At 72.9% G+C, this 12159-nt stretch carries 9 protein-coding genes and 1 pseudogene; 7 read left to right on the top strand and 3 right to left on the bottom strand.

Features of this window, described 5'->3' with window-relative positions:
• Positions 1–169: 169 nt before the first annotated feature.
• From ACQPWW_RS25195 to ACQPWW_RS25185, 3 genes are read right to left on the bottom strand one after another with little or no spacing between them, the layout of a single operon-like run.
• Positions 170–853, bottom strand: a complete 684-nt coding sequence (locus ACQPWW_RS25195; protein ID WP_433125969.1) for a TVP38/TMEM64 family protein — start codon at positions 851–853, stop codon at positions 170–172.
• A complete protein-coding gene (locus ACQPWW_RS25190) occupies positions 850–1569 on the bottom strand; it encodes a type 1 glutamine amidotransferase (RefSeq protein WP_433125968.1) in 720 nt (239 codons plus the stop codon). Before ACQPWW_RS25190 ends, ACQPWW_RS25195 begins: the two co-directional genes overlap by 4 nt.
• The gene (locus ACQPWW_RS25185) at positions 1559–2806 is read right to left on the bottom strand and encodes a MurT ligase domain-containing protein (RefSeq protein ID WP_433134550.1); all 1248 of its coding nucleotides are present in this window, start codon (positions 2804–2806) and stop codon (positions 1559–1561) included. The genes ACQPWW_RS25190 and ACQPWW_RS25185 overlap by 11 nt, the downstream gene beginning before the upstream one ends.
• A gap of 355 nt (positions 2807–3161) precedes the next feature.
• Here ACQPWW_RS25185 and mraZ point away from each other — a divergent pair, with 355 nt between their 5' ends.
• From mraZ to mraY, 7 genes and pseudogenes are all read left to right on the top strand, one after another.
• Entirely contained in the window at positions 3162–3593 is a 432-nt protein-coding gene (mraZ, locus tag ACQPWW_RS25180) for a division/cell wall cluster transcriptional repressor MraZ (RefSeq protein ID WP_357408453.1), read from the top strand.
• A gap of 205 nt (positions 3594–3798) precedes the next feature.
• Positions 3799–4908: pseudogene (gene rsmH, locus ACQPWW_RS25175) on the top strand (16S rRNA (cytosine(1402)-N(4))-methyltransferase RsmH).
• A complete protein-coding gene (locus ACQPWW_RS25170; RefSeq protein ID WP_433125965.1) occupies positions 4898–5503 on the top strand; it encodes a hypothetical protein in 606 nt (201 codons plus the stop codon). Before rsmH ends, ACQPWW_RS25170 begins: the two are co-directional and overlap by 11 nt.
• Before the next feature lie 3 nt (positions 5504–5506).
• Positions 5507–7714 carry a peptidoglycan D,D-transpeptidase FtsI family protein gene (locus ACQPWW_RS25165; RefSeq protein ID WP_433125964.1) on the top strand — a complete coding sequence of 736 codons (2208 nt, stop codon included), beginning with the start codon at positions 5507–5509 and terminating at the stop codon, positions 7712–7714.
• Between the two features lie 91 nt (positions 7715–7805).
• The gene (locus ACQPWW_RS25160) at positions 7806–9329 is read left to right on the top strand and encodes a UDP-N-acetylmuramoyl-L-alanyl-D-glutamate--2,6-diaminopimelate ligase (protein ID WP_433125963.1); all 1524 of its coding nucleotides are present in this window, start codon (positions 7806–7808) and stop codon (positions 9327–9329) included.
• Positions 9326–10723: a UDP-N-acetylmuramoyl-tripeptide--D-alanyl-D-alanine ligase gene (locus tag ACQPWW_RS25155; RefSeq protein WP_433125962.1), complete on the top strand. Its 1398-nt coding sequence runs from the start codon at positions 9326–9328 to the stop codon at positions 10721–10723. The genes ACQPWW_RS25160 and ACQPWW_RS25155 overlap by 4 nt, the downstream gene beginning before the upstream one ends.
• A complete protein-coding gene (gene mraY, locus ACQPWW_RS25150) occupies positions 10720–11844 on the top strand; it encodes a phospho-N-acetylmuramoyl-pentapeptide-transferase (RefSeq protein WP_425776933.1) in 1125 nt (374 codons plus the stop codon). Before ACQPWW_RS25155 ends, mraY begins: the two co-directional genes overlap by 4 nt.
• The last annotated feature ends 315 nt before the right edge of the window (positions 11845–12159 follow it).

Below are 12159 nucleotides of genomic sequence, written 5' to 3'. Positions count from 1 at the left end.
TATTCCGCTGAGTCATAACGCTCTCCGGGGTATTGGCCTCCGGCCCGCGCGCGGCACGCCGGGGCGGTGACGCGGTGAGGGTGGTCCGCACCGCCCCGGCGGGGCCGGCGTTCGGCGCGGGCCCGGTCAGGCCGGCATGCGACGGCGGCGGCGTTCGGCGCGGGCCCGGTCAGGCCGGCATGCGACGGCGGCGGCGTTCGGTGCGCCACCAGCGGTGGACCAGTACCAGGCTGGCGATCAGGCCGAGGCTGGCCGGGGCTGCGGCGTACCAGTTGATGTGGCCGGGTGAGCTGACCGACGCGCCGATCGCCGCGTAGCCGAAGGCGGTCGGCGCGGCCGCGATCACGCTCCCGGCCAGGAACGGCAGCACCCGGGCGGCGGTCGTGCCGTAGCCGTAGCTGACCAGCCCGAAGCCGGCGATCGGTAGCAGCCGGACGGTGACCACACCGACCACGCTCTGCCGGGCGAACCAGCCGTCGAGGCGGGCCAGGCGGCCACGGACCCGTTCGGCGACGAACTCCCGGCCGAGCAGCCGGCCGACGGTGAACCCGATCGCCGCGGCCACCAGCGCGGCGCCGAGCGCGTACGCGGCGCCCTCCAGGGGGCCGAAGATCGCGCCCGCGACGAGCGTGATGAAGGTCCGGGGGACCAGCGCCACAAGCAGCAGCGCGCCGCCGAGGATGGCCGCCACCGGGGCGAGGGCGCCCAGCCGGTCGGCCAGCAGCGGCAGTTGCTCCGGATCGGGTCGGGGCACCAGGAGCAGCAGCAGCCCGCAGCCGCCGATGAGCAGCACGAGCAGGGCGAACCGGGCGGCCGACGGCTGCCGGAGCAGCCGCCGGACGGCACGGATCATGCCCGGGCGGCGGCCACTGCGGAGCGGCGCTCGTTGCGGAGCCGGTCCGACCAGGTGTCGTCCAACGGCGGAAGCTGGTGTGCCCCGGTGGCCCAGCGCAGCAGCAGGTCGGCCAGGGCGGGGTTGCGGGCCAGCGCCGGCCCGTGCGAGTAGGTGCCCAGCAGCTTGCCGCGCCACGCGCCCTCGGTGGCGCCGTTGTTGCCCACTCCGGCGGTGACTCGGGCCAGCGGGGAGACCTCCGGACCGAGGTGGGTGCGGCCGCCGTGGTTCTCGAAGCCGGTGAGCGGGGGCAGGCCCAGCCGGGGGTCGATCTCACCGGCCAGCTCGCCCACGGCCCGGCTCTCGCCTCGGTCGGACTGCAGGTCGAGCAGCTCCAGCCCGCGACACTGCACGCCCTTGGCGAAGAACGAGGTGCCGAGCAGTTGGTAGCCGGCGCAGACGCCGAACACCACCGAGCCCTGCGCGACGGCGCGGTGCAGGCCGCCGTCGGCGAGGAGCCGCTGGGCGCCGAGCGCCTGCGGGCCGTCCTCGCCGCCGCCGACCAGGTAGATGTCGGCGGTCGCGGGCAGCCGCTCGTCGGAGCGGACCTCCAGCACCTCGACGGGCATGCCGCGTTGGCGGGCCCGGCGGGCGAGGATCAGGGCGTTGCCCCGGTCGCCGTAGGTGGAGAGCAGGTCGGGGTAGATCCAGACGATGCGCAGGCTCTCAGATGACACGGTCCAACTCCGCTCGGATGTCCTGGAACGCGGTGTAGTTCGCGATGACCTCGAGCCGTCCGGGCGGGACCGACCGTAGCGCGTCGTCGAACGTGCGGACGTGCTGGAACGGTACGTCGTTGACGTCCAGGCGGACGGCCAGGTCGTAGGCCCGATCGCCGGTGATCAACACCTGCCGGCCGCGGAGCGGGGCGAAGTCGACGTCGTAGAGCCAGGAGGTGTCCAGGCCGTCGGGGTCGCGCGCGTTGATGGAGAGCAGGGTCGGCGCGTCGTCGGCCATGTCGAACGCTTCCAGCCAACTGGCCGGGTTCTTGGCCAGCAGCAGCCGGATGTTGCGCCCGTCCTTGTCGACCTGCGCGTAGCGGCCGGCCACCGAGGTGACGATGCCGAGGCGGGACACCGCATCGACCGGGCGGACGCCGAACTCGGCGGCCACGGCCAGCGCGGTCGCCGCGTTGCCGAGGTTGACCTTGCCGGGCAGTTGGAGGGAGACCTTGTGCCAGGCGCCGGTGGGGTCGAGCACCCCCTCGTCCTCGACGATCCAGTGCGGCTCCGGTCGGCGCAGCGGGCAGCCGGTGCACCACCACTGCTCTCCCGAACGCTGGATGGTGGAGCCGCACTCCGGGCAGACCCAGGAGTCGTCGTGCCAGCGCTGGCCGGCACTGAACCAGGTGACGTGTGGCGGGTTGATGCCCTGGGCGGGGTCGCCCGGCGGGGTGGCCGCCCAGACCACCAGCGGGTCGTCGGCGTTGGCCACCACCCGGACGTTCGTGTGCCGGACCAGCGCCGCACGCCAGAGCTGCGCCATCATGGCGACCTCCTTGGCGCGGTCGAGCTGGTCGCGGGAGAGGTTGAGGAGCGCGACCACGTGCGGCTCGGTCGCCTCCAGCACCTGGGCGAGGTAGTGCTCGTCCACCTCCAGCACCGCGTACGGGGTGCTGCCGGCCTTGGCCAGTGCCGAGGTGTGCCCGCTGGGCATGTTGGCGCCGAACGAGTTGGTGGCGACCCGGCCGAGCACGCCGACCGCTGCGGAGGTCAACCGGGTGGTGGTGGTCTTGCCGTTGGTGCCGGAGACGAGCGCGATCGCGCGCCCGGCCGACAGGTGGGCCAGCAGGTCCGGGTCGATCTTCAGGCCGATCCACCCGCCGATCACCGAACCGTCGCCACGGCCGGCCGCCCGGGAGAGCGCCGCGGCGGTCCGTGACACGGAGCTGGCCACCTTGGCCCGTAGGGGCATTTTCGCGTCCGTCACGCGAGCGAGGTTACCGGACCGCCCGTCCCACCAGATCGCCGCCGACGGTGAACCGTTCGGCCGTGGCGGCGGCGCGTGCGGTCGGGAGGGCCTCCACCGGACGGAGTCGATCTATGTCGGAAAGCGGACCACGCCGGGGGGCCGCCGCGGCCCTCCACTCCGCTCCACCCCTTGTGACGTGCTGTTTTGCCGCCGGATCGGACACGCCACGCGGGCCAATCTGGTTGCAGGTGGAGGGAAGTGGAGTAGAGTGGGGACCAATGGTGAGGCCGGGAGGGCTCACCGGCCCGGGGGGTCAGCGGCGCCGCGAACGCCGCTCAGGGGCGAGGGGGTTGGGCCGGTGTTTCTCGGCACCCACACTCCACGCCTTGACGAAAAGGGCCGGTTGATCCTTCCGGCCAAGTTTCGGGATGAGCTGGCGGGGGGTGTCGTGGTCACCAAAGGGCAGGAGCGCTGCCTCTACGTCTTCCCGACCCCTGAGTTCCAGCGGATCGCGGACCAGTTGCGCGCGCAGCCGATGACGCACAAGGCGGCCCGGGCCTACAGCCGGGTGTTCTTCGCCAGCGCGCACGACGAGGTTCCGGACAAGCAGGGTCGGGTAACCATCCCGGCCCACCTGCGGGCGTACGCCGCGCTGGACCGCGACCTGGTCGTGATCGGCGCGAGCACGCGGGTGGAGATCTGGGACAAGGCCGCCTGGGAGACGTACCTCGCCGACAGCGAGGACGACTTCGCCGACATCTCGGAGGGGGTGCTGCCCGGCGGTCTGTAGGGCGGAACGGCGCCCGACGTACTGCGAGATCTCCAGCCGCTTTCGAGTTCCTGGCACCCCTTCCCCGGTGCCAGGCGCACGATCCAGTCATCGGGCGACGGTCCGGTGTCCGGCGGGAGCGGATGGGGATCTGGCGGTACGACGGCAGCGCCGTCCGACGACAGGCGCACGAGGAGAACGGACGTTTCAACCAGTGGGGGTCAACATGGGGGAGTTGCGCGGCACGCACGTGCCGGTGCTGCTCGAGCGGTGTCTCGAGCTGCTGGCCCCCGCGCTGGGTCGAGGCGGCCGGACGGTCCACGTCGACGCGACGCTCGGCCTGGCCGGGCACGCCGAGGCGGTGTTGGAGGCGCACCCGGAGACGGTCCTGATCGGGCTGGACCGGGACACCGAGGCACTCGCTCACGCGCGGGTCCGGCTGGCCCGGTTCGCCGATCGGGTGCACCTGGAGCACGCCGTCTACGACGAGCTGCCCGAGGTGTTGGAGCGGCTGGGCTATCCGGGCATCGACAGCGTCCTGTTCGACCTGGGCGTGTCGTCGTTGCAGTTGGACGCGCCCGACCGCGGGTTCGCGTACGCCCAGGACGCGCCGCTGGACATGCGGATGGACCAGACCCGGGGGGTGACCGCCGAGGAGGTGGTCAACACCTACGCCCATCCGGACCTGGCCCGGGTGCTGCGGGTCTACGGCGAGGAGAAGTTCGCCGGCCGGATCGCCTCGGCGATCCTGCGGGAGCGGGAGCGCGGCCGGATCACCTCGTCGGCGCGGTTGGCGGAGCTGGTCCGGGAGTCCATTCCGGCAGCAGCCCGACGAACGGGTGGGCACCCGGCAAAGAGAACGTTTCAGGCTTTACGGATCGAGGTAAACAAGGAGCTGGCGGCGCTGGAGTCAGCGCTGCCATCCGCGCTCGACGCACTGACCGTGGGCGGTCGCATGGTGGTCCTGTCCTACCACTCGCTGGAGGACAGGCTCACCAAGGTGGCGCTCGCGGACCGGGTCCGCAGTAAGGGCCCGGTCGACCTCCCGGTCGAGCTTCCCGGGTCGGGTCCGACGTTCCGGCTGCTCAGCCGGGGCGCCGAGCTTCCCGGGGAGGCGGAGGTCGCCGCGAACCCGCGCGCCGCCTCGGTGCGGCTGCGGGCCGCGGAGCGACTCGACCCGAACGCGACACAGCAGGGGCGGACCGACCGCGAACGGTCTCGCCGACGGGTGAAGGGAATGCACCAACCGGGCACGGGGTCCGCCTGATCCGTGGGGGATCAGGGACGCCGGGACGGCAGAGGGACGGACGTTGAGGGGGAGGGACATGAACATTGACAAGCGCGGCCGCCGGGACGTCACCGGCGGCGGGCAGCGCGCACCGCGGTCGGGGGGCCGGACCGCGGCGGAGCGGGCTCCGCGCCTCGGAAACGGTACGCCACGCATCGATCGAGTGAACAAGCAGGGGGAGACTCGCGCCCGGGGGGCGCGCGAGTTCCCGACCCAGGGCACCGCCGCGCTGCGACCTGTCGAGAAGGCCGGCAGCGCCACCAGCGCCCGGCCGCCGCGGCTGCGGGTGGCGCCGCCGCCGCCGATCTCGGTGCCGCGTGCGCCGTTCGCGGCGCTGATCGTGGTGCTGGTGGTCGGTGGGGTGTTGGGCATCCTGGCGGTCAACACCAAGATCAATGAGAACGCGTTCCGGTTGGAGCGGTTGCAGCAGCAGCAGGCTCGACTGGACCTGGAGAAGCAGCAGTTGGACAAGCAGATCGCCGAGTACGAGGCGCCGGGCAACCTGACCGCCGAGGCGCGGCGGCTGGGCCTGGTGGACGCCGGCGAGCCGGGCTACATCCGGCTGCCGGACGGCAAGACCATCGGCGTGCCGCAGCCGGCCACCGGTAAGCCGTCGGTGACCAGCCAGGGTGCGGGAGGCTGACCGGTGCCACGAAGGTCGGACGAGCCGCGCCGGGACCCCACGGGGTCCCGGCGCGGTTCTTCGCGTGATGCCAGCCCCACCGACTCCGAGCCGCGCACCGGCGAGCCCGGCATCGGGGGCATCTCCGGTGCCCGCGCGTACACGCCACGGGGTCGGACCGTCCGCGACGAGCGCGGCACGCCGCCGCGCGCTGTGGGCGCCGAGCAACGGCGTACCCCGCGCAGCACCCGCTCCGGCGATCCGTTCCGGCCCGCGTTGCAGGTGCTCGACGGTGGCCGGGCCGCCGCCCGGGCCGGCCGGCGCGACGCCCCGGCCGCCGGACGGGGTGGCGTGGTGCGCACCGTCGCTCCGCGTACCCCCCGTGGGCCGGGCGTCGACGAGCCGTCGCCGCGCCGACGGACCACACCGCGCGCGCCCCGCCGCGCCGACCGTCCGGCGGCCCGGCGGCCGTCCCGCAAGCCGCCGCGCCCGCCGAAGCTCGCCGACTCGCGGCTGCGGTTGCGGCTGGGCACCGTCCTCGCCCTGACGTTGTTCGTGGCCATCGGGATCCGGCTGATCGTCCTCCAGGCGGTCGACGCCCCGGCGTACGCCGGCGGCGGCGTCGCCGACCGCACCCGCACCGTCGAACTGCCGGCGCCGCGGGGCGCGATCTACGACAGCACCGGCGCCCCGCTGGCCCGCAGCGTCGAGGCCCGGTACGTGTTCGCCGACCCCACCGAGGTCGAGGACCAGGCCGGCACCGCCAAGGCGCTCTCGCCGCTGCTCGCCATCCCGGCGTCGAAGCTCACCGAGCTGCTCAAGCCCCGCAAGCTGGAGAACGGCAACGACTCCCGGTTCGTGTACCTGGCCCGGGGGGTGGAGATCCCGACCGCCAAGCAGGTGCAGGCGCTGGCGCTGCCGGGGATCGGGGTGCACCGCGACGAGCGGCGCGAGGTGCCCGGGGGCGACCTGGCCGCCAACCTGATCGGCTTCACCAGCCAGGACATGGTCGGGCTGGAAGGGCTGGAGGCCCGCTACAACGACGTGCTCGCGGGTCAGGACGGCAAGCGGACGTACGAGGCCGGCCGCCGTGATCTCGACGCGGCGATTCCGGGTGGCTACAGCCGGACCACGCCCGCCAAGCCGGGCAGCTCGCTGGGCCTCACCCTCGACCGCGATCTGCAGTTCCGGACGCAGCAGATCCTCAGCGCCGGGATGGCCCAGGTGCGGGGCGGCACCGCCGCGGCCGTGATCATGGAGATTCCCTCCGGCGCGGTGCTGGCCCAGGCCAGCAATCCCACCTACAACGCGGCGAAGCCGACGCCCAGCGACCCGGTCGCCCGGGAGGACGCGGCGACCAGCTTCATCGTCGATCCCGGTTCGGTGCACAAGGCGATCACCTACGGCGCGGCCCTCCAGGAGGGGGTGATCACGCCGGACACCACGCTGCCCATCGCCAACAGCATCAAGATGGGCGACACCTGGTTCTCCGACACGCACCCGGCCGGCGGCAAGCGGATGAGCATCCCCGGGATGCTCGCCTACTCGTCGAACGTCGGCGCCATCACTGTCGCCGACAAGCTCGGCCGGGACCGGTTGATCGACTACCAGAAGCGGTTCGGGCTGGGCCGACCCACCGGCGAGGGAATGCCGGGGGAGGCCGGCGGGCGGCTGCTGCCGCCCGAGGAGTGGAGCGAATCGTCGTACGGGTCGGTGCCGATCGGGCACAGCGTCGACGCCACGCCGCTGCAGATGGCCGCCGCGTACGCCGCGATCGCCAACAACGGCACCTACGTGCAGCCGCACCTCATCAAGGAGGTCATCGGTCCGGACGGTAAGCGCACCCCCGCGCCGGCTCCGGTGACCCGCTCGGTGCTCAGCCCGCAGAACGCGGCAGCCCTGCGCACCATGCTGGAGGCGGTCACCACTGTCGAGCACGCCACCGGGACCACCGCCGCGGTCCCCGGCTACCGGGTCGCCGGCAAGACCGGCACCGGCTGGCGGCTGGTGGACGGCAAGAAGCAGCCCGGCGAGGTGTCCTCCTTCATCGGCATGGCCCCCGCCGAGAACCCCCGGTACGTGATCGCGGTCTTCGTGTACGCCCCCGGCGGCGGGGGCGCGGCGATCGCGAATCCGGCGTTTCGCGACATGATGCAGTTCACCCTGCGTCACTATCGGGTGCCGCCGTCCACCGGTGGTTCCGCGCCCAAGTTCACTGTCTATCCGCGCTGAGCAGCGATGGCGGGACATCATCGGTGGGTGCCGACGAACCACCGGGGCGGCTGTACGGCCGGAACCGGACGACCGGGTAGGGTCTGACGCCGTGCCCGGCAATCCACGTCCACGTACCGTGACCGGAGTCCGGCTCGGTGATCTCGCCGTCCGGCTCGCCGTCGACCTCCCGGCGGAGGCCGCCACGGTGACCGTCACCGGGGCCACCCACGCCAGCCAGGAGGTTCGCCCCGGCGACCTGTACGCGGCGCTGCCCGGCGCCCGTCGGCACGGCGCGGAGTTCGCCGCCGCTGCCGCCGAGGCCGGCGCGGTGGCCCTGTTGACCGACCCGGCCGGCGCCGAGCTGGCGGCGGCGAGCGGCCTGCCCGCCCTCGTGGTGCCCGATCCCCGCGCGGTGCTCGGCGAGCTGGCCTCGGCGGTCTACGGCGACCCGACCGCCGCGCTCACCGTGATCGGCGTGACCGGCACCGCCGGCAAGACCTCCACCGCGTACCTCGTCGAGTCGGGGTTGCGGGCCGCCGGGCACACCACCGGGCTGATCGGCACCGTGGAGACCCGGCTCGGCGACCTGGTGATCGACAGCGTGCGCACCACCCCCGAGGCGACCGACCTGCACGCGATGCTGGCCACCGCCCGCGAGCGTGGGGTCACCGCCGTGGTCATGGAGGTCTCCAGCCACGCGCTGGCGATGGGCCGGGTGGGCGGTGTGCGGTTCGCCGTCGGGGGATACACCAACTTCGGCTCCGACCACCTTGACTTCCACGCCGACAGCGACGACTACTTCGCCGCGAAGGCCCAGCTCTTCGACGGGCGCTGCGCGGTGGAGGTGCTCAACCACGACGACCCGGCGTTGCAGCCGCTGCACAAGCCGGCGACCGTCACCTACTCGGCGGCCGGTGACCAGGCCGCGACCTGGTGGGCCGACGGCGTGGACGGCGAGGGGTACGCCCAGCGGTTCACCGCGCACGGCCCGGCCGGGGTGGTCCTGTCCGGCGGGGTGGCGCTGCCCGGACGGCACAACGTGGCGAACGCGCTGCTGGCCATCGCCGCGCTGGTGGGCGCCGGGGTGGACCCGGCGACCGCGGCGGCGGGCGTGGCCGCCTGCGGTGGTGTTCCCGGCCGGTTGGAGCTTGTCGACAGCGTCGGCCCGGTGCGCGGGGTGGTCGACTACGCGCACAAGTCGGACGCGATAGTGGCAGCGCTTGCCGCGCTGCGCGAGCTGAGCGTCGGCCGGCTGATCTGTGTGATCGGCGCCGGCGGGGACCGGGACCGGGGCAAGCGGCCGGTGATGGGAGCGGCCGCCGCCGAGGGAGCGGACGTGGTGCTGGTGACCGACGACAACCCGCGTACCGAGGATCCGGCGGAGATCCGCGCCGAGGTGCTCGCCGGGGCGTACCGGGCCGGCACTGCCGCCCGGATCATCGAGGTGTCCGGTCGGCGCGCCGCGATCGACGAGGCGGTTCGGTTGGCCGAGCCGGGCGACGTGATCGCGCTGCTCGGCAAGGGGCACGAGCGGGGCCAGGAGGTGGCGGGCGAGGTGTTTCCGTTCGACGACAGCGTCGAGCTGGCCGACGCGCTGCGGGCCCGCTTCGGGGACCTGGCGGGCCGGCGATGATCGCGCTGAGCCTGGCCGAGGTGGCCGCGGCGGTCGACGGGCGGCTGGTGGGCGCCGACCCGGCCGCCACCGTCACCGGTTCGGTGGAGTTCGACTCCCGCAAGGTGGGGCCCGGCTCGCTCTTCGTGGCCTTCCCGGGCGAGAAGGTCGACGGGCACGACTACGCGGCGACGGCGATCCAGGCCGGCGCGGTGGCGGTGCTCGGCAGCCGCGAGGTGCCCGGGGTGCCGATGGTCCTCGTCGACGACGCCCTGACCGCGATGGGCCGGCTGGCCCGCGCCGCCGTGGACCGGCTGCCCGGCCTGACGGTGATCGGCGTCACCGGCTCCTCCGGCAAGACCACCACGAAGGACCTGATCGGTCAGCTCACCGCCCGGCTCGGTGCCACTGTGGCGCCGCCCGGGTCGTTCAACAACGAGCTGGGGCACCCGTACACCGCGCTGCGGGCCGGGCCGGACACCCGCTACCTGGTGATGGAGAAGGGCGCCCGCGGCATCGGGCACGTCCGTTACCTGTGTGAGCTGGTACCGCCCCGGATCTCCGTGGTGCTCAACGTCGGCACGTCGCACATCGGCGAGTTCGGCTCGCAGGACAACATCGCCCTGGCCAAGGGCGAGCTGGTCGAGGCCCTGCCGCCGGACGGGCTGGCCGTGCTGAACGCCGACGACCCGCGGGTGGACGCGATGGCGAGCCGGACCCGGGCCCGGGTGGTCCGCTACGGCGAGGCGCCGGACGCCGACGTGCGCGCCGAGGGCGTCACGCTGGACGAGCGGGGGCACCCGTCGTACACCCTGGTCACCCCGGAGGGGCGCGCGCCGGTGCGGCTCGGGCTGACCGGCCGGCACCAGGTCGGCAACACGCTCGCCGCGGCGGCGGTGGCCCGGGAGCTGGGCATGCCGCTGGCCGAGCTGGCGACGGCCCTCGGCGAGCTGGGGCTGGTGTCGACCCGCCGGATGGACGTCTTCGACCGCCCCGACGGGGTGACCGTCATCGACGACTCGTACAACGCCAACCCGGCCTCGATGGCGGTGGCGGTACGGGCGCTCGCCAGCATCGGCGAGGGTCGGCGTACCGTCGCGGTGCTTGGTTACATGGCCGAGCTGGGTCCGTTCGAGTACGACGGGCACGCCGAGGTCGGCCGACTCGCGGCCGAGCTGGGTGTCGACCGGCTGCTCGTGGTGGGCGAGCCGGCCGCGCCGATTCACGAAGGCGCGACAGCGGTAGCGAACTGGGGAGGAGAGTCGGTGCTGCTCACCGATCAGGCGGCGGCCGTCGAGGTGCTGCGGGGCGAGCTACGACCGGGCGATGTCGTCCTGGTCAAGGGCTCCCGGTACCGGACCTGGGAGGTGGCCGACGCCCTGCGCGCCGACGCCGGTGGGGAGTCGACCCGATGAGGGCGGTCATCGTCGCCATCGGGGTGGCCTTCATCGTCTCGCTGTTCTGCACCCCGATCGCGATCAAGGTGTTCACCCGGCTCAAGGCCGGTCAGCCGATCCGCTCCGACGGCCCGGCCATGCACCAGGGCAAGAAGGGCACGCCCACGATGGGTGGCGTGGTCTTCATCCTGGCCACGGTGATCGCGTACGTGGCCGGGCACCTGGCCCTGACCACCCTGCCGGACCAGCAGATCGCCCAGGTGGAGCCGACCATCACCGCGCTGGTGCTGCTGGGGCTGATGGTCTTCTCCGGCGCTGTGGGTTTCCTCGACGACTTCCTGAAGGTGCGCAAGCGCAACAGCGCCGGGCTGAACAAGCGCGGCAAGTTGCTCGGGCAGATCCTGGTCGGGGCGGTCTTCGGGGTGATCGCGCTGTGGTTCCCGAGCACCATGACGAACGGTTCGGGCCTGGCGACAAACACCGAGACGGTGGGCAGCACCACGCTGAGCTTCATCCGGGACATCGACTTCCTGGAGGTCAGCAAGGTCGGCGCGGTGATCATCTTCATCTTCGTGGTGATGGCCGCGACGAACGGCGTCAACCTCACCGACGGCCTGGACGGTCTGGCCACCGGTGCGTCGGTGATGGTGCTCGCCGCGTACGCGCTCATCGCGTTCTGGCAGTACCGGCACTGGTGCGCCGACCCGAACTACACCCAGCCGTACTGCTACGAGGTCCGCGACCCGTTGGAGATCGCGCTGATCGCCGGGGCGGCGGCCGGGGCCTGTGTGGGCTTCCTCTGGTGGAACACGTCCCCGGCGCGGATCTTCATGGGCGACACCGGGGCGTTGGGGTTGGGCGGTCTGATCGCCGGCATGGCGATGTCCACCCGCACCATCCTGCTGCTGCCGATCATCGGCGGGCTCTTCGTGATCATCACGATGTCCGTGGTGATCCAGATCATCTCCTTCAAGACCACAGGTAAACGGGTGTTCCGAATGTCTCCGCTCCAGCACCACTTCGAGCTGGCCGGCTGGAGTGAGGTCAACATCGTGGTGCGTTTCTGGATCATCGCCGGCATCGGGGTGGCCATCGCCCTGGGCCTGTTCTACAGCGAGTTCCTTGCCAACATGACCTGATCTCCGTCCGGTTCGAGCGGGCGTCTTTCCACGATCCGCGCGACGTCGGTGACTGTGCTGCCTCGACGAGTTCCGCGGCAGCACCGTCCGCGACGTCGCGCGGATCTTTGCTGTTCGACACGCCGGGGGTTTCGTTGTGGGCCCGCCGGGCGTGGCTAGCGGTGATGATGTCGGGGTGGGGGAGGAACCAGGCACCGACGACAGGGACGACAGGCCGACCGGCCGGCCGCGGCGACCAGTGGGCTCGGCGGCCACCGTGCCGTCCCGCCGCGCTGGCGACCGGCGCGGCCCGGAACCCGGCCCGACGGCGCGGGA

The organism is Micromonospora sp. CA-240977 (assembly GCF_050942285.1).
In the GTDB taxonomy this organism is placed as follows: Bacteria; Actinomycetota; Actinomycetes; order Mycobacteriales; family Micromonosporaceae; genus Micromonospora.
This window is presented reverse-complemented; position numbering and strand designations above follow the sequence as displayed.